Genomic DNA, 19,873 nt, shown 5'->3' with positions numbered 1-19,873 from the left:
GAGTGAGCGGTATACAGCTCGGATAAATCTCACATCTTGCACCCTTCTCAATAACAGGCAAGATGCCTGTTCCACAAAGAGTGATTTTTTTTGTGGAACAGGCATCTTGCCTGTTCATAAAAAGCTTATTGAAAATGGTGCAATATCTCAGATAAATCACCTTTTTCTGAATATCCTCAATCACGCGATGTTTTATAAGAGTCGGCTCAAGAGTTGTAATAGTTGCAATAAATCCAATTTAAATCGGTGATTTGGGTTGGCAATGATCTGGTCGATCTTCAGGGGATTTATATTGACGTTGCTGATAACAATATGGAAATTACCAAATACCTTAAAGCGCCCCTTTTTGCTCCCTTGTTGGCTGGCAGAACCAGCCATTTCGTCAAAATTACTATCAGTTATCTGCTAATTTTATAGCCGCACAAAGGAGAGGTGCGTCACAGTTAATTTATCGTGTTTACCGTTGGGTGGGGGCGGGTTTTTGAGATGGTTTGTTTTAGCTTGAGATTGTTGGTGAACCCGCCCCTACAGGGACTGCAAAAAATTGGAAAAATGTAAAATTTTGTATATGAACTGACCGAAGTTGCGGAAAATAGACGATAGTTGATGTTCAAGAGATTTCAAGCCTCCGCGAAAACAATTTTTAATCAGGTAATAAAATGGTAGTAGCAGCACCTGTTCAATCCGGCAGTCAGTCGATTTTTCAAACTCGCTACGACAACTTTATCGGTGGCAAGTGGGTGCCACCGGTGAAAGGGAAATACTCGGAAAACCTGTCTCCAATTACAGGAAAATCAATTTGTCAAATCCCCCGATCGACCGCCGAGGATGTAGAATTGGCACTGGATGCTGCCCACGCCGCGAAAGACAAGTGGGGTAAGACTTCCCCAGCAGACAGGGCGCGGGTTTTGCACAAAATTGCCGATCGCATCGAAGAAAACCTCGATCGCCTCGCCATCGCCGAAACCTGGGACAACGGTAAACCAATTCGCGAAACCCGCCTCGCAGACATACCGCTGGCGATCGACCATTTCCGCTACTTCGCAAGCTGCATCCGAACTCAAGAAGGGTCGATCGGCGAACTCGACGGAACCACCGTCGCCTACCACTTCCACGAACCCCTAGGCGTTATCGGACAAATTATCCCCTGGAACTTCCCGATATTAATGGCCGCCTGGAAACTCGCCCCAGCCCTCGCCGCCGGAAACTGCGTCGTGCTCAAACCAGCAGGCCCCACCCCCGCCTCAATCTTGGTACTGATGGAAATCATCGCCGACTTAGTACCAGACGGCGTTATCAACGTCATTAACGGGCCCGGCGCCGAAATCGGCAAAACCCTCGCCACCAGTCCCCGGATTGCCAAAGTCGCCTTCACCGGCGAAACCACCACCGGCAGGCTAATCATGCAATACGCCTCCCAAAACGTCATCCCCGTCACCCTAGAACTCGGTGGCAAATCTCCCAACATTTTCTTTGAAGATGTCTGCGCCCAAGATGATGAATTCCTCGACAAAGCAGTGGAAGGATTAGTCATGTTTGCCTTCAATCAAGGCGAAGTGTGCACCTGTCCCTCCCGCGCCTTAATTCAGGAGTCAATCTACGATCGATTCATGGAAAGGGCGATCGATCGCATCCGCCAAATCAAACAAGACAACCCCTTAGATCCGACAACCGCCCTCGGCGCCCAAGTCTCCATCAACCAGATGGAAAAAATCGCCGAATACGTCAAAATCGGTCACGCCGAAGGCGCAGAATGCCTGATTGGAGGCGAAAGAAACATCTTACCCGGCGACTTGCAAGACGGCTATTACTTCCAGCCAACAGTCTTCAAAGGAAACAACAAAATGCGAATTTTCCAAGAAGAAATCTTCGGCCCAGTATTAGCAGTCACCACCTTCAAAGACGAAGCCGAAGCATTAGAAATTGCCAACGATACCCTCTACGGTTTAGGTGCCGGAGTTTGGACTCGCGACATCAACACCGCCTACCGCATGGGCCGCGCCGTTCAAGCAGGCCGCGTGTGGACAAACTGCTATCACCTATATCCAGCCCACGCAGCATTCGGCGGCTACAAATCATCTGGAATCGGCCGCGAAAATCACAAAATGATGTTAGATCACTACCAGCAAACCAAGAATTTGTTAGTCAGCTACAGCCCGAAAGCATTAGGTTTCTTCTAAGATTTTAGTCATTGGGAAGGAAAAAGGAAGAAGGAAAAACTTCAATGATTCGCGAACTCCTTCTTTCTCTCTTTCCTCTCCTTCTCTGCGCCCTCTGCGCCCTCTGCGGTTCATTAAAAAAAATCTCATTCACAAACGAAATATAATTGCTACACAAAGAGACTGCAATGGAAACTGCCAAAGTCACCGCAACAGAAGCCGCTTTAAAATTAATCAATCATCTCAAAACTCAACACGGAGAATTGATGTTTCACCAATCGGGTGGCTGCTGCGACGGTAGTTCTCCCATGTGCTATCCCAACGGGGAATTGATAATCGGTGATGGTGACGTATTGCTGGGCGAAATAGGCGGTTGTCCGTTTTATATTGCAGCGCAGCAATACAAATATTGGCAGCACACGCAGTTAATTATAGACGTGGCATCGGGGCCCGGAGGCAGCGATTTTTCCCTGGAAGGGCCGGATGGAGAGCGTTTTATTACTCGTTCTCGCTTGTTTGTTAAGGCTGATTAACTCTGTTTATCCTTAACTTGCCTCCAGTTTCTCTAAAAACATGAATTTGCTTAAGCCTGAAACCCGGTTTCTTTCATGGCAGCGAAAAAACCTATTTTATTTAAGTTTTTATCTAAGTTTCTCGCGTGGGCTAACGATGACCAATTTTCTGGCGATGGCAAAGGCATCTTATTTTTATAAGACTTGCTAGACAAAGGTTTCAGCCATTATTTGAGTTTGGTTGCCAAAAATTAAACCCTTGTTGAATCAGCACAATTGCCAGATAAGCTTCTGATGTTCCTGCGCCGATAATTCCTATCCTAATCTGGGATGAAACCATTTGTGCTTCTTCTGATTTAAGATTGCCGATCGGTTCTCAACTACTATTTTAATTAAGGGAAATCCAATTGGGGCGATCGCTCAATTGCGGATTGAGCTTTTGTTGATAGCGACAGGTTTCACGCTGCCGCTAAAATCAGTATCTAAGCCGGTGCAGGATTAATTATTAATTGGCGACTTCAAAATTTATGCACTCCAAACTTCAGCATACTTTAAGCTTGAGTATTTTTAATTAAAGCCAATTCAATTTTGTCACCAGCCTTTTGAGTCACTTGTGCGCGCAAACCTGGCCCAAAAAAAGTAGCTATTTTGTCTTGCTTTTCTTCCCATAAGTCGATCGGCAGTAGTGGCGAATAAAACTCTAAAATTAACCCATAAGCACCGTCAACATTAACTTCCCGCAACCCTTGCAGAAGCGGCCGTTCCTCGTCTGTCGGGGCCAGGCCCAAGCGCTCCAAAGCATCATCTAAGTGCGCGGGTTGGCCGTAGCGAAATCGAGTGATATCTTTGCGGACTTGGTTTTGAGTATCTGTGGCCTGACTTTCTCGCAAGAGGAGAACTTCAGCAGAGGTAGGTTCGGTGAACTCCACCGGTTCGAGTTCGGCGGCTTTCAGGGCCAAACCTCCTAGCAACAGCGGAATTCCATAAAAAAAACCGGCTAGGTTCAGGGTAGGTCTGTCTGTGAAGTAGGCTCCGAAACCGACTGCTGCTATAATACCGCCAACAACTAAGGCTAGGTTTGCTAAAGAAATTTTACGTAACATATTAGTGAGGTAAGTAGTCGGACAGAAAAAATATACTTTAATTATTATCTGTCAAAAAGTCTTGAATAAATTTAGTTTTTTTGCCAAAAGACCTGCAAAAACTGCTAGCATCGATGAGCGCGGGAGCGGTGTGCATCCACAGTCTTGTCTCTAGCTTCAGAAGCTTATCCAGCCGGACTCGTCCGGGCGCGCCATCGGTAAATATCCGTGTTAATTGCGCGGCTTTGGTTCCAGAAGGCAATCGAGATCGGCAGTATCATCAAAGTATACAGAGTGGCGATCGCGATCGACACTCTTGCCCTTTCAACCATTTTTCGGACATGATTAAAGACGAAGACAAACAAACTGCTGGAGCAAACAAGGCGGTTCTGGAGCAGATTAACTCGCTCAAGCGCGAAGATGAAAGGCTTTATAATATCTTAGCGATCGATGTCTGGGCCCTAGCCAAGACGATGGATGAATATCAACCGGGATTTTGGGCGGCTTTTATGAAAAACCGGGAGAAGGCCCTGAAGCGATTTTTAGCTGGAATGATTAAAAATAAACCCGCAGATACCAAACGTCCGCCTTTTTTGCGCTAAAATGTGGCTGAAGTTGGGCTGAACTTTTGATGTACAATCAAACTATAACACAGACCCAAAAACCCTGAGCAGATTCATCACTTCCCATATATAAACAGTGAAGGATTTGCCCAAAAAGGGATGTCGGTGAATTAAGAATCTCCGTCTGTTCGCAGGGGGGAATGTCAAATATTTTTGTTAATAGTAGCAAAGGAAAAAAACAATGGATGCACAGACAATCAAAGAGCGCGTAGCACAGATCGAAGTCAAGCGGGAATCCCTCGTGCGGCTGTTAGATCGATCGGACTTGGGAGCCATGAGAATAGATGTGAGTCAGGCGATCGAAGAAATTGACGATCTCTTAGAAGAATTCAAGCGCACTTTTAACAGTTAGGGCCATTGGGCATGCCCCATGCCCCATGCCCCATTCCTAATGATTAATTCAAAACCATATCCATCAAAATTTGCTGAGAGCTCACCTCCGGGCAATTAGCAGGCGGCCGCCGCTGAGAGTAGTGTCCGGAGGGCTGCAAATCCCAAGCTTGGCGGTTGTCAGCCAGCATTACACCCAAAATTTCTTGCAATTCCTTAGCAATTGTCGGGTCTTCCACTTGAACGATCGCCTCAACCCGTCTGGTGAGATTGCGCTGCATCCAGTCAGCAGAACCAATATACACCTCTTCGTCGCCACCGTTGAAAAAATAAAACATCCGAGAATGCTCTAAAAAGCGGCCGATAATACTGATAACTCGGATATTTTCGCTAACACCCTCAACGCCGGGACGCAAACAGCAAATCCCCCGAATAATCAAATCAATTTTAACTCCCGCTTGCGAAGCTTCGTACAAAGCAACAATGATTTGAGGGTCAACTAAAGCGTTCATTTTAGCGACAATGCGGCCACAGCTACCGATGCCGCCTTCGGCCTGCAAGCGGCAGAATTCTGCCTCGCGGCGGATTAAAGCTAAAAATCGATCGCGCATATTGACCGGTGCCACCAATAATTTGCGATAAGATACCTGTCGCGAATAACCAGTCAAATAATTAAACAAATCCGTCAAATCCGATCCCAAATCCTCGCGACAACTCAACAAACCCACATCGGTATACAGTCCGGCTGTTTTGGGATTGTAATTGCCAGTGCCGATGTGGACATAGCGGCGGATGTACCCGTCCTCGCGACGCACTACCATCACAATTTTGGTGTGGGTTTTGAGTCCCACCAAACCGTAAACTACGTGGACTCCAGCTTGTTCTAACTTGCGAGCCCAATTAATATTATTTTCTTCGTCAAACCTAGCTTTGAGCTCTACTAAAACGGCTACCTGCTTGCCGTTTTCCGCGGCTTGAATTAAGGCGCTGACGATCGGCGAATCACCAGAAGTGCGGTATAAAGTCATCTTAATCGCTAACACGGAGCGATCGTGCGCCGCCTCAGTAATAAACCGCTGCACCGTCGCCGCAAACGAGTGATAGGGATGGTGCAGCATCAAATCCCCCTGCCGGATGGTGGTGAAAATATCCTCGCCCTCTTCAGCATCCAACCTCGATTTGTCTAAAATCCTTGCCGATTCCGAGTTCCGCAAGCGTGGTGGCACAACCGGAGTCCAAGGCGGGTCTTTCAGTTCCGGCACCGGCAGCCCCACAAAAGACATCAAATCCTTGAGGCCTAGCAGCCCCTCTACGACGTAAACATCTTGCTCACCGAGCTCCAGCTCCTCCATCAGCATATCTCGCAGCGCAGGGGGCATAATCGCTTGAATTTCCATCCGCACCGCAGAACCTCCAAACCGGCGCTTGCGGAGTTCTTGTTCTATTGCCAGCAGCAAATCCTCCGCCTCATCTTCCTCCACCGTCAAATCGGAATTGCGAGTAATGCGGAACGGGTGATATTCCTCAACGTCCATCCCCGGAAACAAAGCTTCTAAATTGTGGGCAATCACCTGTTCTAGGGGGACGCCAGTCCAAACCGGAGATTTGCCCCTCTGCTGCCACTGCAAATCCCCCGGTAGCGGCACAAACCTCGGTAAAACCTGCGGTACTTTGACGCGGGCAAACAATTCTTCCCGCGTGTCGGGGTCCCTGACTACTACTGCTAAATTGAGGCTGAGGTTTGAAAGGTAGGGGAATGGGTGGCTGGGGTCAACTGCTAGGGGAGTGAGTACGGGAAATACTTGTTCTTTGAAGTAGCGGTGCAAGTAATTGCGCTGTTCTTGATTGAGGTCAATGTAGTCGAGAATGTAGATTTCGCTTGCTGCTAGTTTCGGCCGCAGGGTTTGCTCAAAATAGGCGTGTTGCTGAGTAACCATCGGCAAAAGCCGCTTGTTCAGGGCATCTAGCTGTTGTTGGGGCGTGCGGCCGTCGGAGGTTAATTTGCTGACTTTTGCGTGTACTTGTTGTTTGAGGGCGCCGACGCGCACCATAAAATATTCGTCTAGGTTGGAGCTAAAAATAGCTAGAAATTTGAGCCTTTCTAGGAGGGGCGTGCGGGGGTCGAGGGCTTCGTGGAGCACGCGGTTATTGAATTCTAGCCAGCTTTGTTCTCGGTTGAAGTAGTATTGGGGGTCGCTGAGGTTGATTTCAGTGTAGGTTTTGGCGGGGGTCTTTTTTGGCTTGGGCATGGTTTGGGGGAGTCTTTGGAAGGCTCGGTGATGGCATCTCTAGAAATAGTATTGTAGGTTAAAGGATTTGTTCGCATCTGCTTTTGGTCGATCGCACGTTTTTGTAATGCCTGTAGGGAAACGGCATTGCCCTTCTTCGTGTCAACTTAAGACTCCAACCTTTGAGAAATCTCATTTTTACCCGAATCTAGATCCCCCTAAATCCCCCTGATTGTTGGGGAGTAGGGATTGACTTTGAGAAGAATCTTGTCCCCCCCTTCGTAGGGGCGGTGCCCCCGTGCCCGCCCTTGGCTAGGGGGGATCGGGCTTTAATAGTCAAACAGCAGTCTGTGACTGGGTTTGAAGTTAAGTGGACACCAAGGGCATTGCCGTGTCCGGCCCCTGGATCACAAACCAATCCCTCCAACCCAACTCTGCACCGCATTCCGCAAGTCCTCTTGATTTGGCCCAAAACCTGTTAAGGGCAATTCCAGCGGTGGGTTAAGCGTGCCATGCTTGATAAAAGTCTGGGTAAGTCATATTTTCGGCACAATTCCAGATGACTCCGTGACATCTTTCATTGCGACCAAAATTATTTTTGTAGATTTCGGAAGTTAGGCGATTTTTCAAACCTGAGACTGCTTTGGCGAAGTGTTTACCTTTCATAATTTCCAGTAAGCTATCTGCCGGGTCAAAAAGAGAATATTCAGGGTTATAATTAGGCATCAACTCTATTAAAGTCGCGATCGCCACTGGGTGATATTTCTCTATTTTCCCTAAGCTAGATGCCGCTCGACACCGGGTATCTGCATTACCTGAATTGCGGATTAACTCGACTAAGGTGGCGATCGCAACTGAGTTATTTTTGTCTATTTCCCCTAAGAATTCTGCCGCTTGAAGCCGGGTATCTGGATCACGTGAAGTGCGGATTAACTCGACGAAAGCGGCGATCGCAACTGGGTTATTTTTGCCTATTTTTTCTAATTTATTTCCCAATTCCCACCGATGATAGGCATTCTCAGAAGTGCCGAGCAACTCGACTAAAGTGGAGATCGCAACTGGGTTATTGTTATCTATTTTCCCTAAGCTAGATACAGCTTGAAGCTGGGTATATTCACTTTGAGAAGTACCGAGCAACTCCACTAAAGCGGAGATTGCCTCTGGGTGATTTTTGCCTATTGCCCCTAAGCTTTTTATCGCTTGACACCGGGTACTTTCAGCACCGGAATTGCGGATTAACTCGACTAAAGCGGCGATCGCAACTGGGTTATTTTTGCCTATTTTACCTAAGCTATCTGCAGCTGACCACCGGGTCCTTTCATTGGAATTGCGGCTTAACTCGACTAAAGCGCTGATTGCAACTGGGTTATCTTTATCTATTTTCCCTAAGCATTCTGCCGCTCGCCACCGGGTAACTTTATTACGACGTGAAGTGCGAATTAACTCGACTAAAGCGGAGATCGCAACTGGGTTATTTTTGCCGATTCTTGCTAATTTTTCTGCTGCTTGATAACGAGTATCTTTAGGACGGTAGTTGCGGATTGACTCCAATAAAGTTTCGATCGCTACCGGGTTATCTTTGTCTATCCTACCTAAAATTTCTGCCGCTCGCTCTTGGGTAACTTTATGATCTGAAGTGCGAATTAACTCGACTAAAGAGGCGATCGCAACTGGATTATTTTTCCCTATTTTCACTAAGCTATATGCCAATATTATACAGGTAGGTACGTTATGCCGAGAGAAATGCGGGTAGAAATGGTTATGATCTGAAGTGCGGATTAGTTCTACTAAAGCTGCAATCGCTTCTGGGCTATCTTTGCCTATTTTTCCCAAGCTATATGCCACTCGCTTCCCGGTCTTTTTCTCAACAGACTTGCGGAGTAACTCGACTAAATTGGCGATCGCAACTGGGTTATTTTTTTCTATTTCCCCTAAGCTCTCTGCCGCTACACACCGGGTATGTTCATCCTGAGAAGTACCGATTAACTCGACTAAATAGGAGATAGTTTCTGGGTGATACTTGCCTATTTTCCCTAAGCTTTTTGTCGCTAGCCTCCGGGTATATTCATCACCTGAATTGCGGATTAACTCGACTAAAGCTGCGATCGCCTTTTCCCGCTCGGTTTCTTTCAGAACTTCCCTTGCTCTATCGACAATTGGATCGAGAAATGTCCGCCAATCCTGTTTTTGCTTATTAAAATAACCAAATCCCCAAATAACAATCTGCGACACAATCTCATCAGCAAGACTACAATCTTTAAACTCAGCAATCCCCGCAGCCGCTAGAAAATATGCCCGATATCCATAAAATTTATCCCACCCAACCTTAAACTTAACCAACGCTTTAATAAACCCTTCCTTCTCTTCCTTCCCTACCTCCTCACGCCCCAACCACAGCAAAATAACCTCCTTCCACTGCTTCTCAAAAATGCGATACCTAGCATCAGGATGTTGCGGATTCTTAGGAATATGATTCAAGAAAAAGTGCCAATCCTCAACCGCCAACGCCGCAAAATATTCCTGAAACGTCGGATGGTAAAAAGCATAAATCCCTTCCAGCGTCTCCCCATCCCTCGCCACTAAATTCAGCCAACCCAAACGACAAGCTAACTCAAACTGCGATGCACCCATCACCCGATATCCCACACTTTCTCGCAACTGAAACCGCGCAGTTTCATTTAACATCCCTGAAAGTGCCAATTTCCCCAAAGCCGCATTCAATTCCTGCTGCTGAATCCAATTCAGGCGCGGTTTTTTCCACTGATAAAAAGTTGTCACAAACCCTTGATAAAGCTTCGCCTTAGTATCCGGTAAATCCCCATCCACCGACTGCCAAGTGCCGCACAATAGCGAACATCTCAGGGGATTTTTCACTAAATCTCGAATTCGCTCTTTTCCTGATGCTGCTAATGCTTCCCGTAGCTGTTGAGAAAGATCCCCCCCAGCAGAGGGCGGACACGGGGGAGGAGAGGGCGGGCACGGGGGCACCGCCCCTACGTCGAGGGGATCTGTAGGGGCGGTGCCCCCGTGCCCGCCCCTGGGGGTTCCAAACCATTTATCAATAAACATTTCCACCTGTTCGGGATAGGAAAACTCCAGAGTGCGATAAGTATCAAAAGTATCCAACGCAGTGCCGATCGCATCCCAAACATTCTGCCGACAACTTAGCACAATTCGCGCCTTTTGAATACAGCCGCCGGTTCTAATTTGCCGCTCAATTTCCGCCAAAGGATTGCCATCTCCCACCGCCATCTCATCCGCCCCATCCAACACCAACCAAACGCGCTCAGCATTAAACTGTGCTACAAAATCATCCTTAATTTCCGCCGTCGCCTCAGCCTTCCCAATTCTATTAATAGCCGCCAGCAGCCAATTGTCAAATAAATAGGTTTCTAATTCCTTCCCCTGCAAATCCGCCAAGGATACCCAAATTAAAATTGCCTCGGAAATTCCCGCCGCTACCCAATTCGCAATCTGCCGCAACAGCGTTGTTTTCCCCGCCCCCGGTTCCCCAATAATTCCTAACCGCTTCCCATTGCTTTTCGGGCTACTTCCTTGCTGAATAACTTGCTCAAGAAACTCGCTGTGTTCAAATTTTTGAGTAACTTCCTTTTCCCGGTATAAATCCGAACCTTCCTCAGCCGCAACATCCTCGCGTCGCTGAGTCACTTTCTGCCGTTCCACCAGTCCCAGCGGCACATAAACATCATCTATTTCATGGTTGCCAAAAGTTAGCTGGTTGCTACTCAGTCGCTGCTGTTCTTTCTCGTCTAATATCTGCTGGCAAATAGCTTGCCAGTCAATCGGCACGTAAGCAATCTGGCTCTTTTCAACTATTTCCTCAAGCAAAGCCTTTAGCTGTTCAATCAAAGCGTAATTTTCGGCGGTTTGGCTATCATTTCGCCTTAAACTTTGCACTGTAAAAATCTGAAACACCTTTTCATTGTCCTTGATTTCCTCGGCAAAGTATGCAGATACTAAGCTCAACAATTTTTCGGTTAATTTAGCTTGATAAAGTGTGACATCACAATCTTTTAGTGCAATTTCCAGCAGTTTACTTTCAACTTCTTGAAAGCGATTTTGGCTTAACTCGTTTCGGGAACTTAGCAGCAATTCTATCTCATCTAAACCTTCTATTGGAATACCTGAAGGGGCTGTTTCTTCGTTAACCTGGTTTATTTCAGATTTTAACTGCTTAATCTTCTTATCTAGCCCTTCTAAATAAGGACGGTCTTGAGGCAAGTAAATAACTATACCTCTAGAAGCCCTGCGAGACGGCTCAACCAATTCTTTATAACATTCCGAGGCGATTTGTTGCTGAGCTTTCAGGAAAGAACGTTTCAGCGCTTTTTCTAAATCGTGATTGACAATTTTACCATTTCGTGATAGATTCTTTACTCCCTTCAAACAGAGATGCTTGACTGCATCATTGGCTTGAGTGCCCACTATCCCATCGAAAGCGACCTTCAGAAGACCTCCCAATATCGCAGCTTCTAGCATTTAACGGTTCTCCTAATTTCAGGCTCCAAGCGGGTTACTTTAATGATAGGCGATCGACTTTGGTTGCGGGCGATCGACCTATGCTGAAATCATCACATCAAAACTTCGATCGTCCGATCAAAAGTCGATCGCTACCACATTGAATTTAGGCAAAACGTTCAACTATTTTTCTAGGATTACCACGAAATCCTCAATCATCACATCAAAAGTTCGAGCCAGCTTGTGGACTGCTGCAAAGTCAACCATTGCCATACCCTGAGAACGGGCATAATTGCTAATGGTACTGTAGCCCACGCCCGATCGCTCCGCAACCTCCTTGAGCGTCCATCCCTTCTCGGCAGCCAACTCTCGAACCCGCAATCTGACTAAGCCTTTGCTCATATTCACTATTTACAAAATTTTGGATTTAGTATAATATATCAAAAAGCGATCGCCCCGGTCATTCGATTTTAGATTTTAGATTTTAGATTTTAGATTGACTCTAAAGATGAATCTGGGAGCTTGAACGTTGGTCGAAAATTTTGCGCCTCTCATGGCAGAAGTCGGGGCTTGTCTCCGTTTTGCGGCGGAGTCAACGAAACTAAAGACGATCGCCAGTTCAAATTAATCCCGACAGATTATTTCTGTCGATCGCACTTAGCAGAGATAGATTTACCTACTACCACCAGATGCAACTACAATGATATCAGAAAATCAGCTAAGATCATCAGCGATCGGCGCATCAAAAATTATTCACAAATCGTCGATCGTCAATCCGCGATCGAGATTTGTCACCGAAGAAACAGTAGCACTCCTGTTCAACATATCACCCGAACAGATATACCGGATCGATTGCTGCCACAACGTGGTGTACGTTCATGCCAAAGGCCTCAGTCGATTTGTCAGCTACGCCGATTTTCCGCCAATCCTAGAAGTAAAACGGCCCTGTGCTCAAGATTTTGTCGCATGGTACAAACGGTGGAAACGGACACAAGCACCAGAATTTTGGACTAAATTCTATACGTACAACTTCAAAACGGCTGTTTCAGTTGACAGCTTGCTTGAGTGGGGTAAATTAGTAGCTACAGTTAAATCGGTAATTTCTGCCTCAGCGCTGCAACAGCTACGAGATGTTTACGCTCAAGAAAAAACATTGATGGAAAATTTTTAAAGCAGGCGGGGCGGGTAAACCCGCAATTGTTGGCGGGAGCATCTCAATGAAAGCAGCAAAGCTCGAAATTGGAATTACGAGTCAGGAGTCAGGAGCCAGGAGAAAAGAGTCAGAAGGAAGAAGAAAGAAGTGTTTTTGCAAATATGAGATGCTCCCATTGTTTGCCACCAGGAAGATAAATGTAAGGTGCGCTTCGGCGCACCCTACGGGATAGAGGTTCCGATCAAAACTCTTCTTTACCTTCCAATCCCCACATATTGGAAACCAGCGGCTTCTAAAGCCTTCTTGTCTAAGAAATTGCGGCCATCAATCATCACCGGATGGTTCATCAACTTCGCCATTTTATCGTAATCTAAATTGCGGAACTGTTCCCAGTCAGTCACCAACACCAAAGCATCGCAACCGTCTGCCAGTCTTTCCGGGTCAGTTTCTACCAAAACTCCCGACAAACCGTGACGCATCCCAGTTTGAGAAACAATCGGATCGTAAGCTTTAACTTTCGCTCCCAACCGATTCAAATTCTCGATTAAAATCAGCGCTGGAGCATCCCGCAAATCGTCAGTATCCGGCTTGAAAGTCAAACCCAAAAGTCCGACTGTTTTACCTTTGAGAATCTTCAAAACGTGCTGCAACTTTTCAATAGCAATGAACCGCTGGCGTTGGTTAACTTCCACTGCCGCTTTCAGCAAATGCGCCTCGTAACCGTAATCGTCAGCAGTGTGAACTAAAGCTGAGACATCTTTGGGGAAACAAGAACCGCCCCAACCAATGCCAGCTTGCAAAAACTTGTTGCCAATCCGTGAATCTAAACCGATACCTCGGGCAACTTGACTAACATCTGCACCGACACGATCGCAAATGTTAGCAACTTCATTAATAAAGCTAATCTTCGTAGCCAAAAAAGCATTAGCTGCGTACTTAATCATCTCCGCTGAACTGATATCAGTCATCACCACAGGAACTTCCGGCAAAGACGGATTTTCTGCGAACTTGCGATCGACAATCGGCCGGTATAACTGTAGCATCAGATCCATAGCCCGCCGAGAGTTGCTGCCGAGAACAATGCGATCGGGATTAAAAGTATCGAAAACAGCACAGCCCTCCCGCAAAAACTCCGGGTTGCTAACCACATCAAATTGAACACCTTTTTTTGCTGCTACTTCCTCACCAGTAACCTCGTCACCGCTGTGAGGTTTTTGACGTTCCGCCAAACCGTCTAGTACAATTCTTCGCACCCAGTCCCCGGAACCGATGGGCACTGTAGATTTATTGACAATGACTTTGTAATCGCCATCGAGGTGAGCTCCAATTCCACGAGCAACCGCTTCCACGTAGCGAGTATCGCTTTCTCCAGTAGGCAAAGGAGGCGTCCCCACGGCAATAAACAAAATATCCCCGTGAGACACTCCCGCTGCTAAATCCGAAGTAAATTCTAGATTGCCAGATGCAGATGCAGAGGACATTAATTCAGACAGTCCAGGTTCAAAAATAGGCGACTGTCCCGACTTCATTAATTTAACTTTTTCTTCGTTGTTGTCTACGCAAATCACGTGGTGGCCGATGTGGGCCAAACAAGTGCCGGTGACTAAGCCAACATATCCTGTACCGATGACGCAAACTTGCATACAAATGTCCTCAAAGCTAGTAAATAAATCAGATGAAAACGAAGGAAGAAGGAAGAAGGAAGAAGGAAGAAGGAAAAATATCTTGTAGGGGTAGCGCCCCCGTGCCTACCCCTAGAGGGCAACCACGGGGGGTTTGCCCCTACCAATCTCTGGGCCAACCACGGGGGATTTGTAGGGGCAAATCCCCCGTCTCTACTTTTGGTTTCCCTCGATGCGATCGCGAAAATCCTTGATAGTCAACTCTAAACCTTGATCCAGCGGCACAGTTGGCTCCCACCCCAACCAAGTTTTAGCACGAGTAATATCCGGTTGTCGCTGTTTTGGATCGTCTTCCGGCAGCGGTTTAAAGATAATTTCTGCCCCTGGATTAATCGTGTTTTGAATTTTTTGTGCCAGTTCCAATATAGTGTATTCGCCGGGATTCCCCAAATTCATCGGCCCGATTTTGTCGCTATTCATCAAACGAATAAATCCTTCCACCAAATCAGAAACGTAGCAGAAACTCCGTGTTTGAGAACCGTCGCCGTATACAGTCAGTGGTTGATTCCGCAAAGCTTGAGCAATAAAATTGCTGACTACTCTGCCGTCATTTTCCAACATCCGCGGGCCATAGGTATTATGACAGCAAACGCAGTAAGTACCGCCTACAAAATTCTCTCCGTCGGGAACAGAAAAGTCGTATACATCCTCATCGATTTCAAACTCTTCTATGGCTTTAACTTTTGCCCAAGCTAAATCCCCTGTGATTTGAGCTTGCAGTTTTTGTTTAGCATTAGCCAGATTGAGAATGCTGTACTCGTCCAACCCTTGAACCGTTATCCGGTAAGACTTGTATTTTTTGCTGTCTCCTTTTCGCACTGTTGTCTCGAATTCCGACACACTTCCAACTATCCCGAATTTAGCTAGAATTAGCACTAGTTTTTCAATGATTTTTTGGCTGGAACTGTTAAACACTAGCAGCGAACCCGTTGTTTTCGCGTCGTGATTCCCGTCGCCTTCCCAGAAACCGTGTAAAAAGTGAACTAACTGTTCTTTGGGAAGTTGCAAAATCCAATTGGGTATATCTTTTTTGGTGCTTAATTCTTTGCCAAACCCCAAAATATTGACAACTAGATCGACTATTATTTTTGACCTGACGTTAACCGATGGCGCTCTTTTCTCCTCTTTGTCAAATCTGATTTCGCACTCGCAGCCAAATAACTCTCGCGTCACCCGGATCAGCTTTTCCAGATATTTGACATTTGAGCTAAATACGAGCTGGCGGTCTTTTTCTGTATGAACCAAACAGCCTTCTGCTAAGTAAAATCCCAAAAACCACAGGAAATCACTGACATTTTTGATGTAATTGTTGATTGCTTTGACGGATTGATAGCCAGCTATTTTGTCTTTTTGGGTCAAAGGCAATCCCAATTCTTGCCAAAGTTGCCAGGGGATTTTGTTGCCTGCTTCGTATTTTTTGATGGTGCTGAAGTATTGGCGATTGCTGATTCCTTTTCGAGCGAAATATCCATATATCTGCTCTCGGAATTTTTCTAAGTATGCGATCGCATCCTCGCTGATTACCCACAGCCCTGGTGCATTAACTTTATCGCTGATGTAAAAAGGTTCCAAGGGACGATCGATAAAAGGAAGGTAACTGGGAACAGCTACATCATCCCCAACCTTTAAGTCTTTGCCAAATACGGCTTGAGGCAACCCTTGGCTGTCGCGAGTAAACAAACTGTGGTCTTCAGTAATTTTTACTTGTTTGCCCCAGGTGGTTGCAATTTTATACCCTTTCTTCGTCACTTTGTGTTTCCAAATTGCCGAGATTGGTTTTAAGCGCATTTTTCCCTGTTCGTCAAAGCAAGGAACTGAAACATTTGATATGTCACCTCCGATCCGGCTGTAGCATTCCTCAAATGTTTCGTAATAAAGTCGATCTCCTTTGTAATAGAGAACTTTTTGATCGCCTGTCAAACTGTTAAAAATTCGCACAACTCGAATGTCTACACCATTTTGACGGTGGTAATCAAAAGATAAGGTTTCAGCTACTCGCTTCCCTTCGTCGTAACACGATCTGATCCCGATACAATTAACGTTGCCGCGATAATCTTCTGTTTGTGGATGTACGTCAGGATCTCCGTACACTTCGGAAGTGGAAGCGAGAAAGAATCTTGCTTTTACCCGTTTAGCCAATCCCAACATATTCATCGTGCCGATGACGTTTGTTTTAATTGTCTTGACAGGGTTGTACTGATAGTGTATTGGGGAAGCGGGACAAGCCAGATGGTAAATCTGATCTACTTCTAACCGAATCGGTTCCGTGATGTCGTGGCGGATCAGCTCAAAATACGGGTTGTCCAACCATTTGAGGATATTGCGTTTAGTCCCGGTGTAAAAATTATCCAGGCAGACTACCTCATGTCCTTGGGCCATTAAGCGATCGATTAGGTGGGAACCGAGGAAACCCGCGCCGCCTGTGACTAAAATTCTCATTGTGGAAACTGCCGTTCTGTTTAGGGGTAGGACTGGAGTACAAAAATTCAGTCGCTCGAATGAAACTTACTAATAGAATAACAAAATTGCGATCGCCCATGTAAACACTTCTGCGTCACCTTTATTAAATCTTTAATTAACTTAGCATTTGCCAATACTTTGAACAAAGTGCTATAATTCGTAAATGTCAGCTAGCAATTTTTAGTGAAGCTTCAATATTTTCGCAAAAATACTGTTGACAATAATTCACTTTTGAGTTAATAGGTATTAATTGTTTGTTTGTTGTGATTGGTGAGGCGATCGCTTCTGTCTTGAGTTATCTAAGAAAAGGCTGATTCCCTAGGTATGGCTACGCTTCACGGGCTTGTTTGAGAATAGGTTAATCCAGTTTATGTAAACAGGGCTGACGCGCGTCAATCGATTTTAGATTTTAGATTTTAGATTTTAGAATTGACTTGCGCGAGATAAATGCGGGGGCTCTTCTGATTTTAGATTTTAGATTTTGGATTGATTCCACGGATAAATCACGTGGCGGATACCACCTTTGAAATTCTTGGTCAGAGGCTAGAAACCTTGTTTATTCGTAGATAAAGTTGAGCAAGCAAATATTTTTCCGAGAAACCCGGTTTATTTGGCCTTAGTCGCGATCGACTAACTGCGACGACGGTAATTAGAATTATACAGTATCGCTATCCGATCGCGGTGGAATCTCAGCAGCAGTTAAAGTCACGATTATTTTTAAGAAGACTTTGGGTATTCATGAGGTATAAATGTCTGTTGACTACCTTTAAGATTCTGTTTCATCACCCGAAGCAGACGATTATCCATTGGCTGTGTATCTTGGGTGAAAAATTCATGAAGTACCTGCACTTTGCCTGCATAGTCTCGATCGGCTTTACAAATTACAATTCCTGCATGATTTGAGGTTGTAGAATGGAGATTGATGAAATCTTGACGATTTTCTGTAATGACTACTCGCCCTGCATTTGTCGCGTACATCAAGACTTCATCATCGGGAATTTTTTGATTGGCTTGTCCAGCTTCATAGGATGTCAAAACATCATAGCCACGCGCTCGCAGTAAATCAACCATTGCGATCGGAAAGTTTTCATTCGAGTAAAACTTTAGCATTTTTAGTTACTCATTTTCAGCAAGCCACAGCTCGATTTCTTCTCGGTTGTGTTCGTAATAGTTCGCAACCGCTTGCAAATCTTGAAGGGTGAGTCCTGGATAATTATAGAGAAGTTCGGATTCAGTTGCGCCCTGTTGTTGGTAGGCGATAATCGTCCAGACGGGAATGCGGGTATCGCGAATTCGCGCTGCACCGCCACAAATTCCTGGAGTTTTGTGAATGGGATTCTGAAGGGTTTGGATGAATTGTAGGGTTTGTGCTAGCAAGTCATCAGGCAGTGTTTCAATGGTTTGGAGAAGTTGTTCTTTGATGGTCATAATCGATCGCCAAAATCTCAAAGAGTTGCGGGCTTTTTAGTGAGTTCTAGAAGTTGCCAAAGCAGTTCGGGCAAGCGATTTTGCAGAGGTTCTAGACGTTGAGCCAGTTCGTCGGGAATTTGAAGGGTAATTGTTGCCATGTTTTTTAGTGACTGACGCTCTCATTGAATCCTAGCACAAGAGAAGTGCGATCGCCCCGCGCGATCGGGTAAAGGTGCGATCGCACTTCCTGATTTTAGTCGCTTCACCCTACCAATCTGTTGAATTGTGGCAAAATTTTAGTTACCGTTGTTATCGTTGATGTCTAGATTTTGTATTGAGAGTTCTGAAGGTAGCGGTACAGTTATTTGTAGGTATACACCAATTTTTATTTGATTATTCTCAAAAGTTATATTAGTTACATTGACTTTACTATTTTCAGATAAACCGTCTTGAATAGGGAATTTAGCAGGTGGCTGAGTTTTATATCCAGCATCCTCAAGCCATTCAGCAATATTTCTCCAATTTTCTATTTTTTCAACGCCTTTACCCACCAGACTTTTGACGTACTTATATAAGGTAGCGCATAGGTCAGTTTCAACTCCCTTGGGGTTCTTTTGGCGTTTTTCCGCTATTTCTCCGGGACTATGACCGCACAGAAGCCCCCGCAGGTGAAGCTTTTCCATTGGGGTGAGGCGTTTTCCCTTGGCTGAGGCCAGGTCTGCGTAGAGGTTTTCTAAGTCCCAGTGGTTTGCGGCTTCGGTAAATTGCTCGTCGGCTGGCGGCATAGGGGAGTGGGGTAAAAATTCCTGATGAAAGTCTAACATAATTACTGATGAGTGTAAGATAAAAGCTATGGTTAGTTAGATTATTATAAGTAGAATATCCCGAGTCTACGTGCAATGAGCCAAAATGACGAGAGAGGTAGCTTGAAGTAGCTAATAACGGGACTTAAACAAATTTTAAGCCCAAACAAAGCCTAAACTGGCTTTATAAGCGGAGAATACGTCCCAATTTTGGTTCAACCATTTCACAAACCTAAAAGATATGGCTGTCCGAAATGCTTCGAGTGCATCACTAAAAGTGTTTAAAGGTTTGTTTGCCCATTTGCGCCTTAATCCTCCTGTTAAGGTATGCCAGAGAATGAAAGTGTAGGCACAAAACACCATAATGAAATGTCTTTTCAGGCTGATTTCATCTCTGACTTGATATTCATTTAACCCCAACCAGCCCTTGGCTTCCCGATAGAAAACTTCGACCCAATTTCTTTGTGAATAAGTTTTCACTATCCACTCCTCTGTCGCTGTTGATAAGTCAACATTACTTATCAAATAATCTATTTCAGTGGCGGCATCGAAAGTTTCTGCATTCATGACGATAGCTATTACTTTCTTACCCGTGCATTTTGATAACTCGACTTCTTTAATTGCCACCCATACTGTTCTCGGTCGTTCGAGAGCCAGTTGAATTTTTTTGAAAGCTTCTACAGGTAAAGCTTTCGCTAAATTATCTACTCTCCTTTCTTCTGTTTCATCTACTGTTTTTTTTATTATTACTTTGCGATTCTTGGCAATTCCTCCGATATATTTTAATTTTCGGTTTTCTAATTCTTGTAAAAAACTGGTGTTATTACCATACCCTGCATCCATCAACACTATTCCTGGTTTATAGCCTCTCGCTAAGGTTTTGTCGATTAAATTTATGGCTATTTCTGGCTTTTTCTTGAATTCTGGGTCTTCCTCTCCCTCTGGTAATGAG

At 45.4% G+C, this 19,873-nt stretch carries 15 protein-coding genes and 3 pseudogenes; 5 read left to right on the top strand and 13 right to left on the bottom strand.

Translation table 11 applies throughout. The features are described 5' to 3' along the window. The first annotated feature begins 659 nt into the window (after positions 1 to 659). Both exaC and QUB35_RS11885 read left to right on the top strand, forming a co-directional pair. On the top strand, positions 660 to 2,180 hold the full coding sequence (gene exaC / locus QUB35_RS11890; protein ID WP_333142109.1) for an acetaldehyde dehydrogenase ExaC: 1,521 nt from the start codon (positions 660 to 662) through the stop codon (positions 2,178 to 2,180). Positions 2,181 to 2,347: 167 nt separating this feature from the next. Then, the gene (locus QUB35_RS11885; RefSeq protein WP_333142108.1) at positions 2,348 to 2,692 is read left to right on the top strand and encodes a DUF779 domain-containing protein; all 345 of its coding nucleotides are present in this window, start codon (positions 2,348 to 2,350) and stop codon (positions 2,690 to 2,692) included. A 530-nt stretch (positions 2,693 to 3,222) separates the two neighbouring features. On the opposite strand, the gene QUB35_RS11880 is transcribed toward QUB35_RS11885, so the two are convergent. Next, complete coding sequence (locus tag QUB35_RS11880; RefSeq protein ID WP_333142107.1) at positions 3,223 to 3,774, bottom strand: DUF2854 domain-containing protein; 552 nt, start codon at positions 3,772 to 3,774, stop codon at positions 3,223 to 3,225. An 80-nt stretch (positions 3,775 to 3,854) separates the two neighbouring features. Here QUB35_RS11880 and QUB35_RS11875 point away from each other — a divergent pair, with 80 nt between their 5' ends. Both QUB35_RS11875 and QUB35_RS11870 read left to right on the top strand, forming a co-directional pair. Next, a complete protein-coding gene (locus QUB35_RS11875; protein WP_333142106.1) occupies positions 3,855 to 4,355 on the top strand; it encodes a hypothetical protein in 501 nt (166 codons plus the stop codon). 202 nt (positions 4,356 to 4,557) lie between these two features. After that, positions 4,558 to 4,728, top strand: a complete 171-nt coding sequence (locus QUB35_RS11870; RefSeq protein WP_333104150.1) for a hypothetical protein — start codon at positions 4,558 to 4,560, stop codon at positions 4,726 to 4,728. A 43-nt stretch (positions 4,729 to 4,771) separates the two neighbouring features. Here the strand turns inward: QUB35_RS11870 and ppk1 are convergent, their stop codons facing one another. The 3 genes from ppk1 to QUB35_RS11855 all read right to left on the bottom strand — a co-directional run bounded on the left by ppk1 (position 4,772) and on the right by QUB35_RS11855 (position 11,815). Continuing rightward, positions 4,772 to 6,955 (bottom strand): polyphosphate kinase 1, encoded by a 2,184-nt coding sequence (gene ppk1, locus QUB35_RS11865; RefSeq protein ID WP_333142105.1) that lies wholly within the window; start codon positions 6,953 to 6,955, stop codon positions 4,772 to 4,774. A 480-nt stretch (positions 6,956 to 7,435) separates the two neighbouring features. Then, positions 7,436 to 11,434 (bottom strand): HEAT repeat domain-containing protein, encoded by a 3,999-nt coding sequence (locus tag QUB35_RS11860; protein ID WP_333142104.1) that lies wholly within the window; start codon positions 11,432 to 11,434, stop codon positions 7,436 to 7,438. A gap of 162 nt (positions 11,435 to 11,596) precedes the next feature. Then, positions 11,597 to 11,815, bottom strand: a complete 219-nt coding sequence (locus tag QUB35_RS11855) for a helix-turn-helix domain-containing protein (RefSeq protein ID WP_006632503.1) — start codon at positions 11,813 to 11,815, stop codon at positions 11,597 to 11,599. 298 nt (positions 11,816 to 12,113) lie between these two features. Here QUB35_RS11855 and QUB35_RS11850 point away from each other — a divergent pair, with 298 nt between their 5' ends. Next, positions 12,114 to 12,584, top strand: a complete 471-nt coding sequence (locus QUB35_RS11850) for a hypothetical protein (protein WP_333142103.1) — start codon at positions 12,114 to 12,116, stop codon at positions 12,582 to 12,584. Positions 12,585 to 12,820: 236 nt separating this feature from the next. On the opposite strand, the gene QUB35_RS11845 is transcribed toward QUB35_RS11850, so the two are convergent. The 9 genes and pseudogenes from QUB35_RS11845 to QUB35_RS11805 form a co-directional block, all read right to left on the bottom strand. Further along, positions 12,821 to 14,209, bottom strand: coding sequence for a UDP-glucose/GDP-mannose dehydrogenase family protein (locus QUB35_RS11845; RefSeq protein ID WP_333142102.1), 1,389 nt, complete (start codon positions 14,207 to 14,209; stop codon positions 12,821 to 12,823). 192 nt (positions 14,210 to 14,401) lie between these two features. Next, positions 14,402 to 14,830 (bottom strand): annotated as a pseudogene (locus QUB35_RS11840) (GDP-mannose 4,6-dehydratase); the annotation flags it as partial. After that, positions 14,831 to 16,186, bottom strand: a pseudogene (locus QUB35_RS11835) (LAGLIDADG family homing endonuclease); the annotation flags it as partial. Continuing rightward, positions 16,169 to 16,687, bottom strand: a pseudogene (locus QUB35_RS11830) (GDP-mannose 4,6-dehydratase); the annotation flags it as partial. The pseudogenes QUB35_RS11830 and QUB35_RS11835, both read right to left, overlap by 18 nt. Positions 16,688 to 17,425: 738 nt before the next feature. Beyond that, the gene (locus QUB35_RS11825) at positions 17,426 to 17,818 is read right to left on the bottom strand and encodes a DUF5615 family PIN-like protein (RefSeq protein WP_333142101.1); all 393 of its coding nucleotides are present in this window, start codon (positions 17,816 to 17,818) and stop codon (positions 17,426 to 17,428) included. A gap of 6 nt (positions 17,819 to 17,824) precedes the next feature. Further along, complete coding sequence (locus QUB35_RS11820; RefSeq protein WP_333104155.1) at positions 17,825 to 18,136, bottom strand: DUF433 domain-containing protein; 312 nt, start codon at positions 18,134 to 18,136, stop codon at positions 17,825 to 17,827. 17 nt (positions 18,137 to 18,153) lie between these two features. Continuing rightward, positions 18,154 to 18,276 carry a hypothetical protein gene (locus tag QUB35_RS11815; protein ID WP_333142100.1) on the bottom strand — a complete coding sequence of 41 codons (123 nt, stop codon included), beginning with the start codon at positions 18,274 to 18,276 and terminating at the stop codon, positions 18,154 to 18,156. Between the two features lie 138 nt (positions 18,277 to 18,414). Beyond that, on the bottom strand, positions 18,415 to 18,942 hold the full coding sequence (locus QUB35_RS11810; RefSeq protein ID WP_333142099.1) for a helix-turn-helix domain-containing protein: 528 nt from the start codon (positions 18,940 to 18,942) through the stop codon (positions 18,415 to 18,417). Between the two features lie 135 nt (positions 18,943 to 19,077). Further along, positions 19,078 to 19,873 (bottom strand): IS701 family transposase (locus tag QUB35_RS11805; RefSeq protein ID WP_333142098.1); only part of this gene is annotated, 796 nt, incomplete at its 5' end.

It is taken from the genome of Microcoleus sp. B13-B6, from assembly GCF_036705405.1.
GTDB lineage: Bacteria > Cyanobacteriota > Cyanobacteriia > Cyanobacteriales > Microcoleaceae > Microcoleus.
Note: the sequence above shows the minus strand (reverse complement) of the source record. Positions and strands in the feature narration are given on the sequence as shown.

Bases quoted from the DNA above. Each gene is read 5' to 3' on its own strand.
- QUB35_RS11845 (WP_333142102.1), bottom strand. From the start codon at position 14,209: ATGCAAGTTTGCGTCATCGGTACAGGATATGTTGGCTTAGTCACCGGC.
- QUB35_RS11820 (WP_333104155.1), bottom strand. From the start codon at position 18,136: ATGACCATCAAAGAACAACTTCTCCAAACCATTGAAACACTGCCTGAT.
- QUB35_RS11825 (WP_333142101.1), bottom strand. From the start codon at position 17,818: ATGCTAAAGTTTTACTCGAATGAAAACTTTCCGATCGCAATGGTTGAT.
- QUB35_RS11870 (WP_333104150.1), top strand. From the start codon at position 4,558: ATGGATGCACAGACAATCAAAGAGCGCGTAGCACAGATCGAAGTCAAG.
- QUB35_RS11815 (WP_333142100.1), bottom strand. From the start codon at position 18,276: ATGGCAACAATTACCCTTCAAATTCCCGACGAACTGGCTCAACGTCTA.
- QUB35_RS11810 (WP_333142099.1), bottom strand. From the start codon at position 18,942: ATGTTAGACTTTCATCAGGAATTTTTACCCCACTCCCCTATGCCGCCA.
- QUB35_RS11885 (WP_333142108.1), top strand. From the start codon at position 2,348: ATGGAAACTGCCAAAGTCACCGCAACAGAAGCCGCTTTAAAATTAATC.
- QUB35_RS11860 (WP_333142104.1), bottom strand. From the start codon at position 11,434: ATGCTAGAAGCTGCGATATTGGGAGGTCTTCTGAAGGTCGCTTTCGAT.
- QUB35_RS11850 (WP_333142103.1), top strand. From the start codon at position 12,114: ATGATATCAGAAAATCAGCTAAGATCATCAGCGATCGGCGCATCAAAA.
- QUB35_RS11880 (WP_333142107.1), bottom strand. From the start codon at position 3,774: ATGTTACGTAAAATTTCTTTAGCAAACCTAGCCTTAGTTGTTGGCGGT.
- exaC (WP_333142109.1), top strand. From the start codon at position 660: ATGGTAGTAGCAGCACCTGTTCAATCCGGCAGTCAGTCGATTTTTCAA.
- QUB35_RS11855 (WP_006632503.1), bottom strand. From the start codon at position 11,815: ATGAGCAAAGGCTTAGTCAGATTGCGGGTTCGAGAGTTGGCTGCCGAG.
- ppk1 (WP_333142105.1), bottom strand. From the start codon at position 6,955: ATGCCCAAGCCAAAAAAGACCCCCGCCAAAACCTACACTGAAATCAAC.